This window comes from Pseudoalteromonas xiamenensis (genome assembly GCF_017638925.1).
Lineage (GTDB): Bacteria > Pseudomonadota > Gammaproteobacteria > Enterobacterales > Alteromonadaceae > Pseudoalteromonas > Pseudoalteromonas xiamenensis.
In genome coordinates this window covers 935,614-957,930 of the sequence record NZ_CP072133.1, presented here as the reverse complement: position 1 = coordinate 957,930, position 22,317 = coordinate 935,614, and the positions used below count along the sequence as shown (strand labels likewise).

General features: G+C 43.9%; 20 protein-coding genes. 11 read left to right on the top strand and 9 right to left on the bottom strand.

Translation table 11 applies throughout. The features are described from left to right. Positions 1-41 precede the first annotated feature (41 nt). Genes J5O05_RS04710 through J5O05_RS21655 form a run of 4 tightly spaced genes read left to right on the top strand, consistent with a single transcriptional unit; the run spans position 42 to position 2,898 of the window. A complete protein-coding gene (locus J5O05_RS04710; RefSeq protein WP_208843812.1) occupies positions 42-752 on the top strand; it encodes a sensor histidine kinase in 711 nt (236 codons plus the stop codon). Next, positions 736-1,164 carry a response regulator gene (locus J5O05_RS04705; RefSeq protein ID WP_208843811.1) on the top strand — a complete coding sequence of 143 codons (429 nt, stop codon included), beginning with the start codon at positions 736-738 and terminating at the stop codon, positions 1,162-1,164. Before J5O05_RS04710 ends, J5O05_RS04705 begins: the two co-directional genes overlap by 17 nt. Positions 1,165-1,187: 23 nt before the next feature. Continuing rightward, entirely contained in the window at positions 1,188-2,069 is an 882-nt protein-coding gene (locus tag J5O05_RS21660; RefSeq protein ID WP_244369799.1) for a diguanylate cyclase, read from the top strand. Then, the gene (locus J5O05_RS21655) at positions 1,999-2,898 is read left to right on the top strand and encodes a putative bifunctional diguanylate cyclase/phosphodiesterase (protein WP_244369797.1); all 900 of its coding nucleotides are present in this window, start codon (positions 1,999-2,001) and stop codon (positions 2,896-2,898) included. Before J5O05_RS21660 ends, J5O05_RS21655 begins: the two co-directional genes overlap by 71 nt. A 34-nt stretch (positions 2,899-2,932) precedes the next feature. Here the strand turns inward: J5O05_RS21655 and J5O05_RS04695 are convergent, their stop codons facing one another. Continuing rightward, the gene (locus J5O05_RS04695) at positions 2,933-5,503 is read right to left on the bottom strand and encodes a sensor domain-containing protein (protein WP_208843810.1); all 2,571 of its coding nucleotides are present in this window, start codon (positions 5,501-5,503) and stop codon (positions 2,933-2,935) included. A gap of 75 nt (positions 5,504-5,578) precedes the next feature. Here J5O05_RS04695 and J5O05_RS04690 point away from each other — a divergent pair, with 75 nt between their 5' ends. Continuing rightward, positions 5,579-5,749, top strand: a complete 171-nt coding sequence (locus J5O05_RS04690) for a hypothetical protein (RefSeq protein ID WP_208843809.1) — start codon at positions 5,579-5,581, stop codon at positions 5,747-5,749. A gap of 39 nt (positions 5,750-5,788) precedes the next feature. On the opposite strand, the gene J5O05_RS04685 is transcribed toward J5O05_RS04690, so the two are convergent. Continuing rightward, complete coding sequence (locus J5O05_RS04685) at positions 5,789-8,074, bottom strand: collagenase (protein ID WP_208843808.1); 2,286 nt, start codon at positions 8,072-8,074, stop codon at positions 5,789-5,791. A 189-nt stretch (positions 8,075-8,263) separates the two neighbouring features. On the opposite strand from J5O05_RS04685, the gene J5O05_RS04680 reads away from it, so the two are divergent. The 4 genes from J5O05_RS04680 to J5O05_RS04665 all read left to right on the top strand — a co-directional run bounded on the left by J5O05_RS04680 (position 8,264) and on the right by J5O05_RS04665 (position 12,153). Continuing rightward, entirely contained in the window at positions 8,264-8,800 is a 537-nt protein-coding gene (locus J5O05_RS04680) for a hypothetical protein (protein WP_208843807.1), read from the top strand. 251 nt (positions 8,801-9,051) lie between these two features. Then, complete coding sequence (locus J5O05_RS04675; RefSeq protein ID WP_208843806.1) at positions 9,052-11,235, top strand: jacalin-like lectin; 2,184 nt, start codon at positions 9,052-9,054, stop codon at positions 11,233-11,235. Between the two features lie 126 nt (positions 11,236-11,361). Then, positions 11,362-11,829 (top strand): hypothetical protein, encoded by a 468-nt coding sequence (locus J5O05_RS04670; protein WP_208843805.1) that lies wholly within the window; start codon positions 11,362-11,364, stop codon positions 11,827-11,829. Between the two features lie 33 nt (positions 11,830-11,862). Beyond that, a complete protein-coding gene (locus tag J5O05_RS04665) occupies positions 11,863-12,153 on the top strand; it encodes a YciI family protein (protein ID WP_208843804.1) in 291 nt (96 codons plus the stop codon). Positions 12,154-12,186: 33 nt separating this feature from the next. Here J5O05_RS04665 and J5O05_RS04660 read toward each other — a convergent pair whose 3' ends face one another. Continuing rightward, the gene (locus tag J5O05_RS04660) at positions 12,187-12,801 is read right to left on the bottom strand and encodes a glutathione S-transferase (RefSeq protein ID WP_244369795.1); all 615 of its coding nucleotides are present in this window, start codon (positions 12,799-12,801) and stop codon (positions 12,187-12,189) included. A 248-nt stretch (positions 12,802-13,049) separates the two neighbouring features. Between J5O05_RS04660 and J5O05_RS04655 the strand changes: the two genes are divergently transcribed. Next, positions 13,050-14,153 carry a sensor histidine kinase gene (locus tag J5O05_RS04655; protein WP_208843802.1) on the top strand — a complete coding sequence of 368 codons (1,104 nt, stop codon included), beginning with the start codon at positions 13,050-13,052 and terminating at the stop codon, positions 14,151-14,153. A 12-nt stretch (positions 14,154-14,165) separates the two neighbouring features. After that, on the top strand, positions 14,166-14,798 hold the full coding sequence (locus J5O05_RS04650; RefSeq protein WP_208843801.1) for a response regulator: 633 nt from the start codon (positions 14,166-14,168) through the stop codon (positions 14,796-14,798). 145 nt (positions 14,799-14,943) lie between these two features. Here J5O05_RS04650 and J5O05_RS04645 read toward each other — a convergent pair whose 3' ends face one another. The 6 genes from J5O05_RS04645 to J5O05_RS04615 form a co-directional block, all read right to left on the bottom strand. Continuing rightward, a complete protein-coding gene (locus J5O05_RS04645; protein ID WP_208843800.1) occupies positions 14,944-15,375 on the bottom strand; it encodes a hypothetical protein in 432 nt (143 codons plus the stop codon). Further along, positions 15,347-15,682: a hypothetical protein gene (locus J5O05_RS04640; RefSeq protein ID WP_208843799.1), complete on the bottom strand. Its 336-nt coding sequence runs from the start codon at positions 15,680-15,682 to the stop codon at positions 15,347-15,349. The genes J5O05_RS04645 and J5O05_RS04640 overlap by 29 nt, the downstream gene beginning before the upstream one ends. A 115-nt stretch (positions 15,683-15,797) precedes the next feature. Next, complete coding sequence (locus tag J5O05_RS04635) at positions 15,798-17,771, bottom strand: TonB-dependent receptor plug domain-containing protein (protein ID WP_208843798.1); 1,974 nt, start codon at positions 17,769-17,771, stop codon at positions 15,798-15,800. Positions 17,772-17,956: 185 nt separating this feature from the next. Continuing rightward, positions 17,957-19,978 (bottom strand): endonuclease, encoded by a 2,022-nt coding sequence (locus J5O05_RS21650; RefSeq protein ID WP_244369793.1) that lies wholly within the window; start codon positions 19,976-19,978, stop codon positions 17,957-17,959. Between the two features lie 291 nt (positions 19,979-20,269). Next, positions 20,270-21,055, bottom strand: coding sequence for an NPP1 family protein (locus J5O05_RS04620; RefSeq protein ID WP_208843797.1), 786 nt, complete (start codon positions 21,053-21,055; stop codon positions 20,270-20,272). A gap of 329 nt (positions 21,056-21,384) precedes the next feature. Continuing rightward, positions 21,385-22,095, bottom strand: coding sequence for a CPBP family intramembrane glutamic endopeptidase (locus tag J5O05_RS04615; protein WP_208843796.1), 711 nt, complete (start codon positions 22,093-22,095; stop codon positions 21,385-21,387). Between the last annotated feature and the right edge of the window lie 222 nt (positions 22,096-22,317).

The following is a 22,317-nucleotide window of genomic DNA, read 5'->3' as shown; positions in this document are numbered from 1 at the left end:
TAGTTTCTTTAACGGATATCACAAAGCGCACTCGGTTAGAAATGGCGCTAAAGGAAACCAATAAAAATCTAGAAGAGTTTACCTATGTTGCCTCGCATGATTTGCGTTCACCGCTACGTGGTATTAGTGATTTGCTAACTTGGATTCAAGAAGACATCGACCTTGATGCAAACCCTGAAGTCGCTACGAACCTTAACCGAATCGCCATTCGAATCGACAAAATGGAGCAGTTGATAGCCAATCTACTCACCTATGCGAGGGCAGGTCGTGCATCTACCGCGTTGGAAGAAGTGGATGTGCGTCACCTTATCGACGAGGTCATAGATTTTGTAGATGCACCAACGTCTTTCAAGATTGAATGTATTGCAGAATCAGTGACGCTAAGCCTAGTTTTGACACCGCTTGAAACGATACTGCGTAATCTTTTAAGCAATGCCATAAAACACCATGATAAAGAGCAGGGCAACATTCACGTGAGCTGTGAACTTGAAGGTAACTTCTGCATTTTTAAAGTCAAAGATGACGGTCCAGGTATTGCGCCGTCTGCAATGAAACGTATCTTTAATCTATTTCAAACTGCGACAGCGTCAGAGCGAGGCGGCACGGGAATTGGGCTGTCGGTGAGTCGGCGTTTAGCAGAAGTTCATGGCGCAAACCTGTCTGTGACGTCTAACGAACCAGATGAAGGGGTGACGTTTGAATTGCGCTGGCCACGTTTTGTAAGGAAAGACACGCATGATCTCAAAGCTTAATATACTTTTGGTTGAGGATGACGATGTATCTGCTGAAGCGGTAATTCGAAGCCTACGAAAAGTTGACGCTGACCTCAGTATTACGGTCGCAGATAATGGCAAAATCGCCTTAGACATTTTAAACAACACCCACCCAACATTCGTTTTAGACCATCCATTTTTAGTCTTACTAGACCTTAATATGCCAGTGATGAATGGCTTTGAGTTTTTAGATGCCGTGAGAACGGATCCTATGTTGAAAGACACGGTGGTGTTTATTTTAACGACGTCAGATGACGATAGAGATAAGTCAAAAGCGTACCATCAGAATGTAGCAGGGTACATGGTTAAGTCATCAGTTGGCCCTCAGTTTGCACGGCTCAGTACGCTTCTCGAAGCCTATAAGGCGGCTGTGGATTTTAAATGTCGATAGACGCCTAGTTTAAAGGAATGCGCATGCAGGAATCTAAGCTCAAGCTACTTGTGGTCGACGACGACGACGTCGATAGAGAACGTATCCGACGAATGTTGAATGCTGCGAACGTTGATGTGGAAATTGAAGAAGCGATAGATGCGAGAGAATCTATTTCTATACTTAATGACTGCGAGTATGACTGCATTATCGTTGATTATCGCTTAGGAGAGACCGATGGTTTGAGCCTGCTCAACAGCATTCGAACGACGCTTGCCAAACAATGCGCAGTTATAATGGTGACGGGTCTGGGTGATGAACAAGTTGCGGCAGAGGCGATGCGTTTAGGTGCCAGTGACTATTTAATTAAAAACGAGCTAAAAACGCCTCAACTGTTGAGTGCGATTCTAGGGGCTGTACATAAAGCAGACCTTAAAAAGCAACTACATGCACTGGCGCATTATGATGCACTTACAGGACTTGTAAATCGGCCTTTGCTGATTGACCGCATTGATCAGGCAATTTCCTTGTCAACTCGCGCTGATACCTTGTCTGCACTTGCATTCATTGATTTAGACAACTTTAAACCTGTAAATGACAAATATGGTCATCAAGCAGGAGATGCCGTACTCGTTGAAATTGCTAATCGATTAAAGTCTGGGCTTAGGCAATACGATACGGTTTCTCGGATAGGTGGGGACGAGTTTGTTATTTTATTGACGGGGCTTGAAAATCTTAGTGAATGTGAACTGTTGCTTGAGCGGATCCGCATTGTGGTAAACGCACCAATTGCACTCGAACGAGCGAACTTCACGCGGGTTTCAGCGAGTATTGGTGTTGCGTTAATTAAACGATGTGAGACTCAATGCCGATACCATGCTTCGACGTGCAGACCAAAGTATGTATCTGGCGAAAAAGTCGGGTAAAAATAGGGTTATCTTTTTCGATCCGGAAGAAGAGAGTAAATTTCAAGAACGTAGACACTTGTTAGAGCGCGTTGAGCTAGGTCTTGAAAACAACGAATTCGAACTGTACTACCAACCTAAAGTAAATTTATTGGAAAATAAATTGATAGGCTTGGAAGCCTTAATTCGTTGGCATCACCCAGAAAAAGGCCTTCAAGCACCGTGGTATTTTGTCGATGCCCTTGAACATGCGACGCTTGGGATTAGCATTGGCGAATGGGTTTTAAAGACCGTAATTGAACAGCTGAGTCAGTGGAACAAGTGCGGATTGGACATCACGGTCAGTATTAATATTTCAGTGGTACATTTGCAAGACGAAGGGTTTGTTGAACAACTCGAAGCGTACATTAAAGAGACTCCTGATGTGCAAGCAAACCAAATTGAACTAGATATACTTGAGTCATCGTCCATCAAAAATATGGATACGGTTATTGGTATTTTGCAAACCTGTCGTGCTATAGGAGTCAAGATAGCGCTAGATGACTTTGGTACGGGATACGCGTCATTAAGTTACTTGAAAAAGCTACCGCTGGATACATTGAAGATTGATAAAAGCTTTATTATCAATATGCTTGATGACTCAGGTAACCAAGTAATCGTTGAAAGCATCATTGCACTCAGTAAAGCTTTTGGCTACGAGTTGATTGCAGAAGGGATTGAAACCGCAGAGCATGTGAGTCTGTATACTGATATGGGAGGGACGTGTGGGCAAGGTTTTGCTATTGCACATCCAATGCCGAGTCATGATGTCCTTAAATGGGTTCAAGACTACGAAGATTTGGCCGTGTGAATAGCATGTTCGCTCACCTCATTCTAAGCTCGACCTATTCGTGTCGTCTCATAAAGCTTAGCCAATCTTCGATGCTCAATGGTTTCGAAAACAAATAGCCTTGTAATAACTCGCACCGCCTATCTGCAAGATATTGGAATTGATTAATATTCTCGACACCTTCCGCAACCACTCGTGAACCAAGCCCTGCAGCTAACTGAATAATAGAATCAACAATCGGCACATTTTTATGTGTGTCTTGGATTTCGTCGACAAACGACTTATCAATTTTGATTTCATGGATAGCTAAATTCTGAAGGTAGCTCAGGCTTGAATAGCCCGTGCCAAAATCATCAATCGAGAATTCAATCCCAAGTGCTGTCAGACGTTCGAGTTTCGCTCTAATGATGTCCAAATCTTGGACTAACGTCGTTTCAGTCACTTCAAGTACGACTTTATTGAACGGCGCATGATGGTCTCGAAATGCACTGAGAACTTGATGCTCAAAATCAGCTCGCGCGAGCTGTTTTGCACTGATGTTAATTGCAACTTTGCCCTTGGGTTGATGAGTCGCAATAAGCTTGGCAACTTGTTGCAAGATCCATTGCCCTATTTCAAAAATGTCCCCCGTTTCCTCGGCGATTTCAATGAATTCATTGGGGGGCACAAAATCGAGTTCTTTGGAGTGCCAACGGATAAGGACTTCGCAAGCACAATAGCGTTTGTGAACGTCTAACTGAGGCTGCAAGACCAAATACAATTCGTCATTGGCGATTGCATGAGGTAAACGGGCTTTGATTTTTGAACGGCGTTCAAGGTAATGGTGGGCGCGATTATCTAAAACAACATGGCGATTACCCCCTTCGCTTTTAACCTGTTTGACGGCCATATTTAATAGCTCATACAAGACCTCAAGCGTCGCGTGCGAACCATCAATAATCGAACTGACTATACTTGCATTAAGCTTGTATTTTATTCCCTCAATAATGATTTCATCTTCGAGTAATTCAAATAATTTCGTCGCCAATTGCTCGCAATTTAGAATGAGCTCTTGTTCTTTTTGAACATGAGAGTGGCGACTTAGGAAATAGAATATGTCGCCTCGGTAATGAAATAATTCGAAGTTGGCATCGGCAGTGACACGAATACGGTCTGCTAACATTGAAATGGCATAGTCACCAGCTTTTCGGCCATGTGATAAGTTAATTTTGCCAAAATTATCAATATCGAGTTTTACCAATAATAATTTGCCGTTCACTAAGCGGACTTTTTCAATATGACGTGTGACATGATCTTCAAACGAGAACGCGTTCGGTAAATTGGTCAGGGGATTGAAATAAGCCAATTTGTAGATTTTGTCTTCCGCATTTTTTCGCTCAGTAATGTCTTTGATAATGCCGATAAAAATGCGCTCATTGTCTTGAAGCACTTCGGTTAACGACAATTCAATCGGAAATACAGCCTGATTCTTTTTCATAGCAGGTAACTCTCGACCAATGCCAAGAATCTTAGCGTTACCCGTTTTTAGATAGCTTTCAATATATTGATGATGTACTTCGCCATACGGGCTTGGCATTAAACACGATACATTTTGACCCACCAACTCAGCGGGCGTATAACCAAACACGTCTTCTACGCGAGCGTTAGCGGTGAGAATCGTACCAGTGTCGGATACAGTGACAATAACATCGTTAAGGTTATTGATAATCGTTGCGAGGTATTCATGCGCATCATGCTCTTTATTGATGAGCATTTTCTCTTTTGTGATGTCTTCAAACGCGCCGAAGGCATGCGTCGGCTTACCATGTGTAACACGCACGCGGCCAGTGGTTCGAACCCATTTTAATTTTCCTCTGGCATCTTTAAACCGTAACTCGCGTTCGTAAGGGGTTTGCGACTGCAAAAGTTGTTCAAAATCAGCAATGATTTTTGCTTTATCTTCCCCTTCGTAATGTTGTATACCGATTTGAGCATCGATTGTCGAGCCAACAGGATAACCATATATCCGATAGGTTTCTTCTGACCAATACATACTTTGGGTTGCCAGGTCGTATTCCCAACCACCGACTTTGGCGATGTCTTGAATTTCGTCCAGTAGAGACTTTTCTCTTTGTAAATCTTTAAGCAAGCGGTCGTATTTATCTCTCAGAAAGCGCTCTTTAATTTGTGCAATAACCACCAGCAACGTATCTAAATCATCTTCTTTCCAATCTCCAATGAGGCACGTGGTTCGGATAGATAAGAAGCCTTCGATCGCCTCTCCAGGCGCAATAGGCGTAAGTAAATAATCCGCAACGGCCGCTTCATGCCGGCGATATTGTTCTAAAAATGCGGTTTCTTCCGCATTCATGTGACGTTTTGTGGTAAACAGCGCGAAGCGCTCTGGATCAAGCAAAGAAGCCGGGATTTTAGTTTCAGGAATGGATTTACCTAAATTTGAAGGCAAAGAGCCTGTGTAAAATGTGCAGCGAAAACAGCGTTCCTGTGCATCAAAATCCCAAAGAGAAAGCCCATCGACCTTGTAATGAACACGCAGTAAATCGGAAGCTTGAACTAGCATTTGCTCAAGAGACAAACCTACAGCCATTTGGGCAGACAATTGGCTTAGTTTTTTTAGCTTTTCCATGTTTAAGCAACGACACCTTTTGCATTGATTGAATCGACTCTATTTCACAGAGACACATTCAAAGACCGAATAACTATGCTGAACCATGATTTAGTTTGGACGAAATACGCAGCCAGTATTCAATTAACGAAGCAAGATAATCTGAGGGTAGTCAGTGTCGCTGCGCTTTGCAACCGAATGAGATTGAATGCAAAAAGTGACACCATCCTTGGCGTCAAAGAACACAACGACGTTGAAATAAAATAAAGGAGCCTCGAAAAATCTTGAAGGCTCCAATTCAGGGAGTTAATTAAACAAAGTGGCGTCGATGACGTAGATATTACTCTGTGCATTTAAATCGATGACGCCATAGCATTGGCCCTCGCCACCTAACAACGCCATGCGGTCGCCGACACGCCAATTACTGTTCGCATAGTGGTCACCCAGGCTTAGTGTGCCGTAAGAGCCATAGTAAAGACTGCCATCGTTGTTGTTTATCCAAGCCAACGTGACAGGTGTTTCACTTTGGTTAAAAATCGCAAACTCAGGGGCATTGCCACCTTCTCGACTGTAACTTGTGAGCAACGCGCAACTTCCAATTTGTGCCGTAGCAACGGGAATTGGGGCTTCATCGACCGCGTTGGCTGCAAATGCCGCGTCAGCGATAAAGTGGTTTTGAGTGTCATTGACAATTGCGACGCCCAAGCAATTGTTTGCCAAATCGCCGATCATCATCCGGTCGCCTATGCGCCATGCATCCGAGCTGAAGGTTTCTCCTGCCGGCAATGTTTGAAATGCGGCGGTGGGCTTTGTGCCATTACGATAATCAATCCAGTACAAGTTGAGTGCTTTGTCAGATGTATTCTGTAGCGAAAACCCGTCAACTTTAGCTGTACTGCGACCATAGCTCTCTAACAAACTGCATGTACCCAGTTGCCCTTTTTGTGGCCAATGCGGTAAGTAAGGTTCTGTTGGCGTAACCGTGGTGATTGGATCTGGTTTACTGACAGAGCAATTCTCGCCTAGACAGGCACTTACGTATAAGTCAATGATGTCTGCACCCGAAAAATCGGACCCCACGGTGACGTAATATTCACCTTCCATAGGAGCTGCAATGACGCATTTTTCTTCATTCGAGTCGGGAGTGATAGATTGGCAAGAGATGTCTTGTGTTAACGCAGGGTGTGCGGACTCACCTTGATTTACCCATAAATCGACATTCTTTGATCCACCGGTCGTGGTGATAGTTAATGATGGTGCGTTAGCGGGTACACTGACTTTAAACAACCAGCCTCCGCGGCCGTTAATTTGTGTTGCTTGGTTCAGTGGGAGTGGCTTGGCACTGGCTTTAAACGCATCAACTAGGCTAGTGGCTTGCCAGTTTGCAAAGTCCGATTGGTAGGCGGATGAAAAGGCGTCGAGATCACTGGCGACAGTTTCCCAATTACCCGCTCGCATGTTAGTGATTAGCGCTTTTACGGTTTCAGGATGCGATTCAATTAAGTACGCCACGGCGAGTGTTCCCCAATCATAAAATGAACCGTATTCAATTTCCGGTTTTGTGATTTCACTTAGGGTGTACTTTGTTTCCTGTGCTGAGTCGAACAGCATTTGATAAGGGCGCTGATAATAGGTGCCAATGTATTCGGCAAGGCCCTCTGACCACCAACCCATTTGAGCTTGGTAACCGCCTTCTTTGTTATAGCGACCATCTAAAGCATGCACGTATTCATGTGCGAGAGAGCGCATCACAGGGCGACCCTCGCTCCACTCTAACGCATTGAACGTCAAAATGGTTGAATCGTGATACCACTCCGTCGGGGCGGTTTCAAAATAAATCCCACTGCGATTGTCTGAATCCCACAGGTGTTCAACCCATGACATGTGATTGGAAAGGCTCGCAAAAATATTGATGTTAGTGATGTTATTTAAATCGTTCGGTACGGGTACGCCTACATCGGCAGAGCGATCAGCATTGAGCACCGTTTCAAAGCGTGACTTCGTTTCTATCAATGTTTGGCAGAGTTGTTCGCGCGTGTTCTCATCAACAGATTCTTGGATCCGTACCCGCACCATGTCGTTGCAAAGCTCACTGCTTTTGAATAGGGAAGTGGTGGCAAATAGCGTCGCATCGCTTACTTCCCCGCCTTCATACGCGTCAATCAAGATGGTGTAACGACCTGGTTTTGGATTATCGATAATACAGGTTTCATTATTGTCTGAACCATTAAATGAGACACAGTCAAAAATAGGGTTTTCACCCGCTGCAGGGAGTCCCTCGAATTTGACGTACACGTCCGGATCCCCAAGTGCGAGTCCTTTTGTACCGCTGCTTAAGCTGATGATGAGCGTAGGCGCAGCGGTGTCCAAATCCAAATAGTAGCCAATTGGGCTGCTCGTCTCGATACCTGTTTTTACGCTATCCAAAGTTATAACCGGATCCTCAACAAATGGGAAGCTGGGTTCTGGAGTCGTAATTACAGGGTCTGGAGTAGGTGTCACTACATCAACGACAGTGACGGGTTTATTGTTGTCACCGCACGCACTTAGCGCCAGTGAAGCGGACAGTAGGAGCCATTTTTTGTTATTCATATTAGCCTCGAGTTGTTTGTTAACGTTGTCACACTTAAGGAAACAGGGAACGAATTACAGTATTAACATGAATAAAATATATTGTATACAATAAATGTGTTCATTTACGTTTGTCCAAACAAACTATTTACGCGGTTCGTGCGACTAACTTTGGGAAACCACACACTAACTCGTCGAATGGAGCGAATAATGCGATTTAAAATGACACTTGCTTTGGTTGCTTGTATGGCATCAATTACTACGGTGGCGAGTACACTGTCTGCAGACAAAACTAAACCGGCACGTTTAATTGCCTACAGCGATTGCCAGCCAGTTTTAGACGTGCCACTAAATGAGTTACAATTGGCGGCTTATGATCGGTTAAAGGCGCAGCAGCGCGAATTTGATAAAGTGGCGTTACCGCTTAAGAAGGTGGACGCGCTTATTCAATCACATGACGATGAAATTGCCGACATTCGTCAGGCTTATGCTAATTATGAAGAACGAGAGAATGACAACCAGCGCCGTATAGAAGCTGCAAGTCAAAAACTAGACCGTGCGCTTGCGGAGATGGAGTCAGAACTTAAGCTGATAGATGGGCAAAGTGATGCTCTGCAAATTGCCGCAATGGCCTTTGATAAAACTATCGAGCCAACACTTGCGGGTATTGATTACGACCAAGTTCAAATCCTAAGAGAAAATCAAACGTCCCGAATGTATTGCGATGGTGTCGTAGTGAATCCCTGATATTGTTCACGTTTTTTAGAGGCAAGTCATCGTCTTGAATACTTGCCCAACCGCCAAACTTTAACATTGCTAACTATTTTGTTACTTTGTTTTTGAACTTCCTCATTCTTTGCACTTTCCTCCATTTTAATTACAGATACCAATCATATCGGTGCTTGATTGGTCAATTTGGTTGCTCGTACCAAAACGATGCGGTCTGCGCGTTTTGGCTTAAGGACCTACTGTAAAGTGAAAAGGAGAGGAATTTCACCATGAAACAACGTAACAAATTCAGTAAACTCGCCTTGCTGTTTGCGAGTGTTGTAGCGGCAACAGCAATACCCTGGTCAATTAATGCAGCAATAGACACTGATGATGACAAGGTAACCCGTCTAGATTTACAAGGACAAATCGATAACTTTGCGCCTTTTTCCAAGACACTTTGGGCAGGTGCGCACAACGGTTACGCGTCTTACTCTTGGAGTAAGGGAACGTATACCGATGTCAATCAATATTACTCACCAAAAAGCCTGTTAAGTCGCGGTATTCGCGAAATGGAATTTGATATTTACCCTGAAGGAACGTTCGATTCGACGCCAATGCTTTGCCACAATTCGTTAGAGAATAAGGCACTCTGCTCTAGTTTCCATGCCAAGTTATCCGAAGGGTTAGACGATTTGAAATCGTTTTTACAAGCTAACCCTGATGAAGTGGTCTTGCTTAAGATAGAGGCCTACAAACACAACGATCATAATAATTGGCATAACAAAATTGGTGAGCGGTTGCAAAACGACATCGGTGACTATTTGCTGCTGCCGTCAGATTGGGGATATCCAGATAAAAGCTGTGCGTCATTGCCCGTTTCGCATCTGACTAAACGCGATATTCTTGCAGCGGGCAAGCAAATCGTTGCAGTTGTGCAAACACCACGTGATCACAGTGATTTATGTTCTTATCACAGTGCAGGTAACTACTCAAAATTTTGGAATACCGTGTTTATCGGTGTAGATGCTTTTGATTCGAGTGGCAACCTTAAAAGTAACCAGCCCTTTTGTCAAAACGGCAACGATAAATGTGTCAGTAACGACCAAACGTCGCATTACAATGCTAGAAACATGACGGTTGTTATTGATGATGCGACCCAATTAAACACGGATGGCCCAAGTTCAAGTAAAACGGGCAGTAAAGTGATGAGTAGTTGGGCCAAAAAAGGTGCTCAGATTTTGGAACTTGCTTTAGTCGAGGCGAATAACACGAGTGCCGCAAGTGGGTATGGAGCAAATGAAGTTCAAATAGAAGATTATATTTGGTCTTGGAAAGCGAACCGTCCAAACGGCAACGGGGATTGTGCAAGTCTTGAAAACGATGATGCTATTGCGGACAAGGCCTGTACCACTTATCAATATCACGCTTGTGTGGACGAGGACCGAAACTGGAAGCTTTCGTCTGAAAAAGGCACCTGGCACATGGGGTTTGCAAGCTGTAAAGCGTTAGGGGGGACTTACACGTTTGGTATGCCATTTAATGCCTATGAACAAGTTCAGCTACTCAGTGTTATTGGTTCTAGCAGCGAGAACCATTGGGTGAATTACTACAAAGCATTTGACGATTTTTGGCTTTCAAACGCAACCAACTACATTGATTGGCAGTTTATTGAGAAAAGTGCGGTGGGTTCAACGAACAAAGGCGATGCGTTTGACGGTATTGGCATGTTAAAACGCAAAGCGCTGGTTGGTGGTTCCTATAACTTAAAATCGGTTCGTATTCGTTCTGGTAGTCGAATCAATGGGTTGCAAGCATGTTACGAAACAACACAAAGTGTCAGCCATGCAAGTGTTGGTACCTCGCAGTTATGTGTCACTTATGGTGGGAGCGGTGGAAGTTGGGGAAGTACGCTTAGCTTTGACAGCAGCAAAGGGCAATACTTAGACGATGTGAAAATCTGTAGAGATGATGAAAAGTATGGTTACGATACGGTCTACTATTTGAAGTTTACATCGAGCACGGGCAGTACTATTTCGGGTGGCACCAGCTCCGGTAGCTGTACTACGTATACTTCCACTTCAACGCAGCAAATATTTGCCTTTCACGGTACAGAAGGAAGCGAAATCGACTCGCTTGGGATTTATAAAATCGCCAACTCATTTGTAAATGGAGGTTTATATGCAACGAATTGGTTGGACAAAGATGATCCTTCAAGCGGTGATAACGAGTTGTTTAACACACATAAAACCGCAGGCAATATTTCTGCAAGTTGCGAAGCCAGTGACATCGCCGCCATTGTCGCGCGAGTCGTGGATACGAAATTGGATTCAAGTCTCACGGGGCAAAAACTCGTCAACGATAGTTCCGGTTTTGCTTGTTGGAATTCCAGTAATGGTGGCAGTAGTAGCAAAACAACGTGTGAAGACTATGAAGTAAGGTACTTCTTTACTAAGGCGAGTTGTTTGCCATAACTCAGATACTCGAAAGCGCCGTACAGGCGCTTTTTATTGTTCTCATTTTCATGCAGTTAGCGTTTTTCTTATCGAATTACTTCAGCCCGCATGGTATTTTGTATGTACCTAATTTAATGGCGCTGGATGATGTTTGCAAATCTAGGAACTCGTTTTCAATCACTACCGAGGTGGCGCAAGGCTGTGGTCGTGGTGTATTTTGGTTTGTTGCCTTTTGCCTGTTATGAAGCGTTAGTCAACGACGCATATAAATTCATCGTGAGCATGGCAGGTATGTTTAGCTTGGTCGCTGTCGTAGTGGGTAGTTTTTATCGTGAAAACGACCTAATACGCCATGTCGATGTGCCTTTTTCAATGCTCAATGTAAACCAAAATACCCTTCATGTTGGAGAGCACGATTTCAATATCCATGACATCAAAAAATTGGTACTTGAATCGGTTGAAGAGAAGGCATATTTGTCATTGCCATACAATCCGTTGTCTGTTGGCGTGACTGCGCAGTTCAGTTTCCCAGTCAAAGATTTATATGCGGTTAAATCGTGGTTAGAACTCAGATTACCACACGTCAAAATACTGGGTTTGCCAGCCGATTAAGTTCAGAATTGATCTTACGAAAAAGGAGTTAAGGTGTTTATTGTCAATATTACGTATCAAACCCCGCTAGAAGAAATTGAAAAACATCTCGAGGCACATATAGCATTCTTGGACAAATATTACGAGGCAGATGTTTTTTTACTATCGGGTCGTAAAAACCCTCGTACAGGGGGAGTTATCCTTGCTCGAGCAGACTCTCAAGTCGCATTACAAGCTATCTTAGCGGAAGACCCTTTCTATGCCCACGCCGTTGCTCGCTATGACGTTATTGAATTTGTAGCGACAAAGACAGCCGAGCCACTGGTGTATCTTAAGGAAAGCTAATTGGGCGTAGCGATACGCCCATTCTACACGACACTAGTGCGTCGCGTAGTATTCGACAATTTTCGGATGCTGCATGAGCTGATTAAAGAAAGATTGGAGTGTTGGTGCGTGCTCGGCAACAAGTGAACTGGCAATGTGATCAAGTCTTCCGCTGTTCAACCATGCCAAATGAGCAAGCGTTTTAAGGTCTGCAACAGACAGTGTGTTTTCAATAAAGTACTTATTGTCGCCCAGTTTTGTCGTCAGCCAATTTAAATGCGGAATCAAATAGTCCTGAGTGACTTTTTCTCGAGCAGCAATAAGTGCTTCACCCTGTAATCCAAACGTGCTCACGATTCGGCTTGTCACGTCTTCAACCGAACCCATGATTTCTTCGCAAAGCAGGGCCTGAAAATCATCCTTTGGATATAAACCGGCGAGTTTGCCTGCGTAGGTGGTTAAGGCATTACTTTGAGTCACCGCTAACCCGTCAATTTCTAGTACTGGGACTTGTCCAAGAGGCGTTGATTTGCGCACTTCTGGGAATTCTCCATAACTAAAACGATAGTCTTCAAATTCAATGCCACCAAGGTACAAGGCCAATCGAATCGGTTCTGCGCGCCCGCCATGTACATCAAAATACGTCAGTTTGAGTTTTGCCACGTCCATTGCTCCTAAGCAAGGTTAAACGAGAAGAGTTGCATCACCTCGTTGGACACAAAGGTGTCCAATATTGATGACGAAAAAGAAATACCGAATTTAATTTGGTGGCAACGGTCCTTTTTCGCAAGTCTTTGGTTCATAAATATTCAACTGAATGTACTGAGAAGCTCATGCCAAAAGTCACGATTTACCTTTGATGCTTGGTTTTTGCACGCAGGCTGTCTATGATGGCTCAAAAAAAGAAACGAGCCGTTATGTCTTCCGCACACGATAGATTTAATCCAACACTCTGTATTTCTGGGCTTTTAGCGGCCATTATTACGCTGGTGATACTTAAAACGCCTGAAATAACGGTTCAGTTGCACAGTTTTATTGGGCTGTTTGGTGCCGCATTCCTTACGTTAAACTTATCGTCATTCCTAAGCCGTCCTCAACCAATACGTGTTGCTGCCATCATCGTGCAAATTGTGGCTTATGGTGGTGTTTGCCTGACAACGCCGCATTTTATGAGTGCGATTCTATTGGTGGTATTAGCAGGCCAACTGCCGTTTGTGTTTTCTATGCGCCTTGCTGTGATGATGTTGCTCGGCGTGAACTTAGCCGCATTTACAGTCCACACGACCTTTTATGATCTGAACTGGTTGAATGTGCTTGTTGGGAATTTACTCTACGTTGCGTTTCAACTGTTTTCTCTGGCGGTGAGTCGAAACGTGGTACAAGAGCAATTGGCGCGAGCCGCTTTAGAAATTAAAAACGCGGAGTTGGCTGCAACACAAACAATGCTGGAACAATCAGTGAGATTATCCGAAAGGTTGCAGCTCAGCCGTGATCTTCATGACATTTGTGGGCATCAGCTTACGGCCCTGACTTTAAACTTAGAGTTTCTATCACATCAGGCTACGTCCCCTGTGAAAGAGGGTATTTTGGAAACGAAACAAGTGGCCAAAGAATTACTGGCAGAGATCCGTAAAGTTGTTCGAGCGCAGCGAAGCCAAATGGACATCGACTTAAAACGCGTGTTGACTGAACTTATAGAACGAATCTCAAGTCGACACATCACCTTTAACTGTGACTTAGCGGATCATGCTATTCCAGATCTCACCGCAGAAGCGATGTTTCGTGTTGCTCAAGAAGGTCTAACGAATGCACTGAAACACAGTCAAAGTGATGTAAACGTAACACTAAACATCAATGAAAATGCACTGGTGCTCACAATTCGAAATACCCTACAGGGAAAAGTGAGGTCGCAAGGTGTTGGATTAAAAAGCATGTCAGAGCGTATGCAAGCCGTAAAGGGGATGTTTAACGTGACGCAAGAGGCTGGCGAGTGGGTGCTGGTCGCCCGTGCTCCCGTTTAATAAGGAAAAGCAATGATTAAAGTCGCATTAGTTGATGACCAAGCGCTGGTTAGACAGGGCATAGCAAGTTTGTTGTCCTTGAATACCGCGTTTGATCTGTGTTGGCAAGCGGGTGATGGCCAAGAAGCCTTGGACAAAGTTGCGCAAAGTTCGGTAGATGTGCTGCTGGTGGATGTTCGTATGCCCAAAATGGATGGCATCGCCTTTTTAAAAGCGTTACGCCAACACAATCAAACGATTAAGGTCGTAATGCTTACCACCTTCGATGAGCCTGATCTGTTTATTGAAGCCATGCAAGCCGGTGCAAATGGCTTTTTGCTGAAAGACGTCGATAGTCAGAAACTCACGCAAGCAGTAGAAGCCGTTTTTGATGGACAAACATTGGCAGAACCCATTCTACTTGGCCAATTAACCAAAGAACAACTCAGTACGTTTGCAGATCCCAATATTGAGGCCTTAAATGACCGAGAATTAGCAATCTTAAAGTTAATGGCCGCGGGCTATTCAAATAAAGAAATTGCCGATGCGGTTTTTCTTGCAGCTGGGACGGTGAAAAACCATGTCTCAACAATTTTAGCCAAACTTAATACGAGAGACCGCACTCGTGCTGTATTAAAAGCGCTCCAAGCTGGGTTATTGGATTAGCCGAAATAACATGGTGTTTGGGGAACTCGTCTGGGTTCAACTATTCCTAGCCATTGTTACTTTTGAAAGTATCGTATTAATCCAACTTAATTAAGTGCTCGATTATACACAGACAGAGCTACAATCTAGAGTTCGGAAAGTGTTTCTATTGGTTCTGTGGATGACCTTTCCGCTTGTCCAGCATTCGTTCTAAAACCCCAGTATTGGAATGTAATATTTGTTGAATTTCTTTACCTGTCCCTGAAAAGTCAGTGCTTACTTCATTTGTGCGAATTACAAATTTCCCGTTACTCATATCTATTAATTTATTTGAGGCAAGTGCTAGTGTCAGTTTTGCCTCGCACTCAGCTATTTTCTTTTCTAGTGATTCCTTAAACGCAGGAAGTGCGTAAATTGCGTCTTGATTAACGATATAGAATGCATAGAAGTTTTTTAGAGCTACCACATAGTTTTGGGCTTCGTAAGCCGTTTTTGCCTCTGCGTACAGGTCTTCACGCTCAGCAGCTTGTATTTGCTGAGAATATAAGATTACTAAAAAGAATGAAGTACTAAAAAGGAGGTTTTTCAGGTAGTCCATCGCTATCTTCCTTTACAATTTCAACGACTTTCACATGTGAAACATTTGAACTCTTATCTCTAAGTTCAAGTCCTTTAAACAATGTCACGCAGATTACAATTGCACCAAATAAGGCAAAAAAGGTGCCAGGAGCTGCTTTTTTAACAATAAGGGAATTATCTCGAAATTTAGCCTCTACATCGCCAGCATCACCCCAAACACCAGCCATGAAAAGCTTGTAGCCCATAAAAGCGAATGCTGAACCTACTAGTAATGAAACTATTTTGTAAGACGCAACAGCAGCGATAATTTGACTTTCAGTATCCATTAGCCCTCCTTGAGCCAACATGGTCTATCAAAATTAAGCAAGGTAACTTTGGTACAAAAAACGCTTTTACTCAGCCTAGACTAATTTCGAAAAATTTCATAAGTAGATTTTAGAACTAAAACTTATAACTCACATTTAAATACCAACTTCTGCCTTGGCGTGCGGGGAGGGTGTTAATCCGTTTGCCTATAAAATCAGGATGATAAATGTCCTCATCGGTGATGTTGTAACCATAGAGACTGATTTGAGTATTGGCGAAGCTCGGACTGAATTGGCCCAAATCTAAACTTACTTTGGCGCTCCAAAGGGCGTACTGACTTGCTGCAGGGTTATACGCTTGTCGAGCAGGGTTTTGCACCGCAATGTCAGTTGCTTCAGTCACATAATTTTGGAAAACCCCAACGCTGACACCATGCATTGATTGATAAATTGCACCCATTTTAAAAAGGTGGTTTGGCACCGTCGTAAAGTTCTCGATGTGGGTGTCCGTTTCATTAAATTGATAGCTGTAACTTGCCATTAAATGCCAATGTTCGTTGAGGTTGTATTTGCCTTCGAGCTCCCAACCATCAAGGGTCAATTTACCCTTGTTTACAAAATCAATTACGTTGTCTGCCGCACGTTCTCGTGTCACGAGTTGGCTAAGTTTGCTGTGAAAAAATGTTGCAGCGAGTTGGACTTGTTGAGAATGATAAAAGACTTGGGCGTCGGTTGTGGTGATTTCTTCTGGAGCTAGGTTTGGGTTTCCGCGAAGGCCGCCACGAATAGAGCCATCAGGGTTCGTGAGTATGAGGGAAAAACCCGTTTCAACACCAAATGCAGCCCGATAGGCTTGTGCTCGCATGAGTTTAACACCAATATTTTGGGTGAGTTGATACGTTGCACCTAAACGAGATACCACTTTCGCATCGAGTTGGTCTGCTTTATTCCACTGTAAACCTGCTATGAGTTTTAACGCTGCAAACGGTTTATAGTCGACCTGCGTGTAAGTCGTGTACCATGTTGCAGTAAAGTCAGGTACGGGTGCTTTCGCAAGTCGCGCTTCAGAGCTCACATCTTGATACCAAAGCGTAGCCCCAATCACCCAATTTAACTGTTCAGAAGGACGATAAAGCGTGGTGAGTTCCAATGCGGTGTCTTTGGATTTACCGAGATAGTTATAATGATCGAAGTCCATCGTGGAGTAGGACAAATGGCTTTGCATTAGCCAATCAGCATCAAAACTAAACTCGTGGCTAATATCGATAAATAAGCGTTCTGACTCCATGGTTCTGTCATCAAGTGCAGGGCCTGCAACCCAGTCAGCCGATGCGCCAATAAATAACTGTTTGCTGCTCGTGTAAAGTAAGTTCGTTGAAATATTGCCATAGGTTGCGTCGGCAAAGAGGCCAACGTTTGTTTCACCGTAATCGGTTTGGCCGAACACATGGTTGTTATCAAATGCCGCAAAATTCCATCCTTGTTCATCAAACAACTTGAGTGCAATGTTGGCCTTTAGTTCTTCGGACTCAATATGACTAGACAGTTCCAATGCTTTGGTATCGAAGCTGCCAAAAGTTGCCGTCATCTGGGACTGTTGTTGTTTTGAGGTGATGATATTCACAACGCCGGAATACGCGTTTGTGCCATAAAGTGCCGAGCCTGGACCGCGAATGATTTCAATGCGTTCAATAACACTAAGCGGTAATGCGGTATAAACAGAAAAGTTAACGCCACCGGCATAAGATTCTCGAATAGGGCGACCATTTAAGAGCATTAAGACATGGTTATCGTAATGGCCGAGTAAATCCCCGCGCATTGACATTACGTTTTGAGGAAAAAAATTTGAGCCGGTCATATGAACACTGACGACTCGTTCAAGTACCTCAACAAGGTTGTTCGCACCAAAACCTTTGATTTCTTCGCGACTAATGACGGTATTTATCGCAGAGGATTCTGTAAACGATTCTTTATATTTGCTTGCTGTTTCTACGGTCGTTGCAAGAAGTTCATCTAACGATAAGTCGAACAAAGCTCGTTCATCTGAATCAGCCCACGCACTGGGTAAGGCGACACATAGTAGAGGCCAAAGAAGAGAGCGTTGCGCCATGTAAGACTCCGTTTGAATGTGTACGCGCGAACTAGGTTAACTGTAGTTAGCTCAGCAGGTTATTACAAATTCTAGGACGAAATTCGTTCATAAAAAAGCCCAGTTTGCGTTGGAATACTACCAACGGAAACAGGGCTATTCGCACCGCGCGCAACATGAGTGAACGCGTCATATCGGGGGGGGGGTTATTGGCTAAATTGAAGTGACCAACTGTTTAATGTACCCGTGTCTTGTTTGTAGTTGTCTGATACTTTTAGCGTCCAAGTTCCTTGGCTGTTACTCGTCGAATTGACCGAGAATTGTTCGACAACATTTGCGACGCCGTCGTTGCCGTTTTTCTCTTTCAGAGAATATTGGCTTCCATCAGGTGCTACAAGGGTTAAGGCAATATCTCCACGATAGCTGTGCGTGATGTTTACGCTGACCATGACATTCCCTGATACCCCAGTTTTTGATACGTTTAATGTGGAATCAACATTACCATTATCCGGCATTGCAATTTGGTTGCTATTGGTAAACAAGCTTGGTTCTTGAGGGGTGCTGCCACCAAAAGATTGTCCGGGATTGATTTGACCGAACGACGCATCTTGTAAAGCCCATGTAAATGCACTTGAGTTTGTACCAGACCCTTTCAATTGCAAAGACTTACCAACGGGTGATGTGGTGGATTCACTCAACCCGATGTCCTGAGAGGTGACACCTTTGGCAGGGCCATCCGTCGCAGTAAAACTTCCTTCATAACTGATAAACTGGACGACCTGATTAGCAGCATTGACTAACGCAATACCATCGGGACCACCGTTTTGCAGACCCGAAATAGCAAATGAGGCTGTACCAAATCCGTTACTTTGATTGCTAAGCGTACCGCTCAAGGCCACTGTTTTATAAGCGGCACCACCATTACCATTGTACGCGATAAGCTGCCATCCATTTAGATTTAGACCAGCATTGCCGGCAACCTCAACACCTTCATTCACATCCGTACCATCGTTGTCATAATGCAATTCGTTGATCCAAATACCGTCGGTGACACTTGTTGCTGGTGTCAACCACGATGTGCTGGCTGCTGTAGATTGATTACCGAGATTATTCTGCGCATATAGACGATATTGGTAGCGTACGCCGTTACTTACTGAGTTATCGATATACGACGTGGTTGTTACGGTTGCTAAGGTTGCTTCTGCACTGGTGTCACTTTGGCGAGTAATACGATAGCCTGTTAGGTTACTTTCGGTGTTAGCTTGCCATGTTAAGCGAATTGAACCATCGCCCGATACCCCAGAAAAGCCAGATGGTGTTGCTGGAAGTTGACCAGTAGGGGTGCCCGTACATTGGTTTTCGAATATACAAGCTGCGTATTCAGGGTGGTCAACAAAAGGGTTACGATTTCCTTGAGCTTGAAAAACGGCTTCATTGTGGCGACGTTCGAAATCATCAACAGGGTCTTCACGGTTCCAGCTAATGAGTACGGATTTCAAGCCCATATAGGCTGTAGCTTCATTGCCTCCCGTATTTGAAGCCTCAATCAATGCACGGTTGTCCGTTAATTCTAAGTCTGGCTCAGCCACACCTGTCGTTGAATGTACGCCACCTTCATAGCGAACAGTTAAATACATCAGCGCACGAGCAACGTCACCACGGCGAGCTGGCCAAGTTTGCCAGATGCCATCTGCAGCACCACTGCCAAGCGTTAAACTTATGTCCAAAGCGCCACCGCCACGACCATTATTCACTTCAGTGCTCTTCACGATACAGGCAGCATCGCTACAAAGCGCATACGGCTTATTGTTACGACTGGAGTTATAACTGCTGTTAGCTATAAACAAGTGATGCAGGTCCGTGTACGGGTAATTGTCAGGTCCATCGTTTGGGAAGCCATATGATTTTGGCCAAGAATGCTCTCGGTTATAGTTCGTGTTACCGCCACCCGCTTTGATGTAGCTGGCATTTTTGTATAGGTCGATGACATTTGCCGCATTTGCCGGGTCTTGATCAGCAAGCTCTAGCACGTCCCACGTGTCAGTTGTTGATGCCGTATAGGGGATCTTGGTGTGACCTTTAATGATAGTGTGGAGACTCGATTTTAACGTAGTAGAGGACGACGTATCGGCCGATTGGTAGTAATTGTTTGGTATAGCGCTGAATGCTTGAAAAGAAAGCATTGCTACGCATAATCCAGTGAGAGGGCTGTAAATTGAAATTTTCATAGCTAACCGTGTGTTATTATTAAAGTTATGTGGCGCTATCCATGCATTCGAAGAAGAACTTCCGAACTACCCAAACTGTTCAACTTTGGGATTGTGCATCAATAAAGTTACTCAATTGTTGCAAATTTGTGATTTTACATATTTACTCTAATTTGGGAAGGAATTATTTGCTTTAATTTTGATCAGGGAAATGTTTGTGTTGAGACATAAGTGAAAACGGCAAGGTTAATGCCGTTTTCTTGGTGGCTACGTTATGCTCGTTGGCCAAACGCATTCAGAATCAAGCGAACATTATTGCGAATGTTCTACATCATATTCTGTGAAGGACGGATATTCGGCAGGTTTGAAGCGGTTTACGTTGTAAAGAAAGCGACTGTCTTTTACAGGTAATGTCGCAGAACCGTAATCGTACAAGTTTAGTTTACTTCGCAGTTCTGAATTTGTAATACCGTCGCCAGTCATGCGATACCAACTTATGATGTTGGGGGTGACGAAGCGATTATAGGCGTTTTCGGCAAATTCGTTGTTTTTAGCAAAGCGCATTGCGTGCGTTAAAATGCCATCTTTGTGATAAACGATTTTAAGGTGGCCGTTTTCCATCGGCAGCTCATTTTTAGGCTTTGTATTTAAGTCTCCATGCGCGCTGTAGCTACCGTGTGTAACCAATCCATTTTTTGTCCAAACAGCGGCGTATTCCCAGTCGTGCCGATGGCCACCTCCAAAGTAATCAAAAACTTGGTCTTTCTCAAAATACAATGAGTAAAAGTGTGCGCAGTAGTAGCCTGTTACGTTGTCCTGACAGACATAGCGGTGCACGGTGTTTGACGTATTGAGAAAATGATTATCTCGGCAATCGCCAGTAATTTTCCCTGAGGTTTTTAACCCCGCATTTTGTTGACCTGAACGGCTAATGCCGGCACTTGGCAAACAACCATCGCCATCAAAATCGAAAACCGGCTCGGTGCCGTTAATGACGTAACTTGGCGGTAGAGCTTCGTTAAGTGCTTGAAAATCGCTCGCAAGTGCAGGGTGCGTGAGCGCAACAAGGGTAGAGAGTGAAAGTAAATGCCGTGTCATGTGCAGAGTATCCTTTGCTATTGTCATGTAGAGTATTTATTTTAAATTAACATTTATTTCACTTTTAAGGGGGTTGCATGAAAAGTGCAAGAACATTTCATTTATTTATTCAGTATTTAAATAGCTTGGAAAAGTGGTGAAAACACAAAAAAACAGATTAATCTATTGAATAATAATTAAAATATTTTTTCTATGTTTAGTTTTAGATGGTTGGGAAATGGGCGTGCAAAAACACGTCAAGGATGCAAGAGGGGCATCACTGTGACTACAACGTCTACATTGCCGATTGCTGTAGTCACAAAGAGAAGACCTACATTTGCATATCGCGACTAGAGATCGATAGGAGCAAGTTTAGGATAAGTAAAAAAGGCCAAGTGGATAAAGTTGACCGCGAAGTGGCTCAGCACGGCAAGTGAAAGTCGACCTGTTGAGGCGTAAACGTAACCATAGCCACAACCGGCTATGGTTGCCACCAATACGTATTCCAATCCACCCGCAAAATGAGCTGCACCAAATAATACGCTGCTTATCAATAGTGCACTGACGGCGCCAAAACGATTTAGAACTTGTCCTTGAAGTGCGCCACGGAAAAAAGCTTCTTCAACGGTACAAGTGATAAGTAGGTTATTGAGGGCAAACAGCCACCACCAAGAAGGCAGTCCCATCTCAAGTTCAATGAGTTCCAGTGTCATGGCGAGAGGGAAAATACTCCCAAACAACAAAATCAGGATGAGTTTAGAGCGAGGGGAGATACCCAAAGTCTCGTTGCTAACGGAGACTTGCTTGTCGAACAAAAAGGGATAGAGTCCAGCAAGGATGAAAAGTATCAATGCTTTATCAAAATTTAAATACATTGAAAAGGCTAAGCTGGAATCACTTTTGAATTCTTCTTTTAGCCATTGTGGATTATTAAATCCCGGCAGTAAGTGTGCAGCAAGAAGTACACAGGCAAGTAAAAGCAGTCCGGCCAGGAACGACTTTAGAGATGGCTTTTGGACTCGGGTGTGAACGTATAGCAGTAAGCCAAGTATGCCTATCACTGCGGTGCTCGATTGCAGAGATGATCCCTGAGGCGAAACTACATGCGATGGTCATGACACCGAACAAAAAGGCCATGTTGCGAGAAAAGAACAGCGCGGCGCTCGCGAAGAGCAATAAAATAGTGCTAAAAAGAGGTAAAAGAGTGTCGTCCACGGAGCTTCCTTCAACGTGATGTACGGTTGTTCAATTAAAATTTAGGTATGTGATCTTACAGGTATTTT

Excerpts from the sequence above, each read along its gene's own strand:
- J5O05_RS04650 (WP_208843801.1), top strand. The coding sequence starts at position 14,166 with ATGATTAAAGTCGCATTAGTTGATGACCAAGCGCTGGTTAGACAGGGC.
- J5O05_RS04690 (WP_208843809.1), top strand. The coding sequence starts at position 5,579 with ATGCTGAACCATGATTTAGTTTGGACGAAATACGCAGCCAGTATTCAA.
- J5O05_RS04710 (WP_208843812.1), top strand. The coding sequence starts at position 42 with ATGGCGCTAAAGGAAACCAATAAAAATCTAGAAGAGTTTACCTATGTT.
- J5O05_RS04635 (WP_208843798.1), bottom strand. The coding sequence starts at position 17,771 with ATGGCGCAACGCTCTCTTCTTTGGCCTCTACTATGTGTCGCCTTACCC.
- J5O05_RS04660 (WP_244369795.1), bottom strand. The coding sequence starts at position 12,801 with ATGGACGTGGCAAAACTCAAACTGACGTATTTTGATGTACATGGCGGG.
- J5O05_RS04685 (WP_208843808.1), bottom strand. The coding sequence starts at position 8,074 with ATGAATAACAAAAAATGGCTCCTACTGTCCGCTTCACTGGCGCTAAGT.
- J5O05_RS04680 (WP_208843807.1), top strand. The coding sequence starts at position 8,264 with ATGCGATTTAAAATGACACTTGCTTTGGTTGCTTGTATGGCATCAATT.
- J5O05_RS21650 (WP_244369793.1), bottom strand. The coding sequence starts at position 19,978 with ATGAAAATTTCAATTTACAGCCCTCTCACTGGATTATGCGTAGCAATG.
- J5O05_RS04670 (WP_208843805.1), top strand. The coding sequence starts at position 11,362 with ATGATGTTTGCAAATCTAGGAACTCGTTTTCAATCACTACCGAGGTGG.
- J5O05_RS04675 (WP_208843806.1), top strand. The coding sequence starts at position 9,052 with ATGAAACAACGTAACAAATTCAGTAAACTCGCCTTGCTGTTTGCGAGT.
- J5O05_RS04620 (WP_208843797.1), bottom strand. The coding sequence starts at position 21,055 with ATGACACGGCATTTACTTTCACTCTCTACCCTTGTTGCGCTCACGCAC.
- J5O05_RS04640 (WP_208843799.1), bottom strand. The coding sequence starts at position 15,682 with ATGGATACTGAAAGTCAAATTATCGCTGCTGTTGCGTCTTACAAAATA.
- J5O05_RS04655 (WP_208843802.1), top strand. The coding sequence starts at position 13,050 with ATGTCTTCCGCACACGATAGATTTAATCCAACACTCTGTATTTCTGGG.
- J5O05_RS04705 (WP_208843811.1), top strand. The coding sequence starts at position 736 with ATGATCTCAAAGCTTAATATACTTTTGGTTGAGGATGACGATGTATCT.
- J5O05_RS04645 (WP_208843800.1), bottom strand. The coding sequence starts at position 15,375 with ATGGACTACCTGAAAAACCTCCTTTTTAGTACTTCATTCTTTTTAGTA.
- J5O05_RS21660 (WP_244369799.1), top strand. The coding sequence starts at position 1,188 with ATGCAGGAATCTAAGCTCAAGCTACTTGTGGTCGACGACGACGACGTC.
- J5O05_RS04695 (WP_208843810.1), bottom strand. The coding sequence starts at position 5,503 with ATGGAAAAGCTAAAAAAACTAAGCCAATTGTCTGCCCAAATGGCTGTA.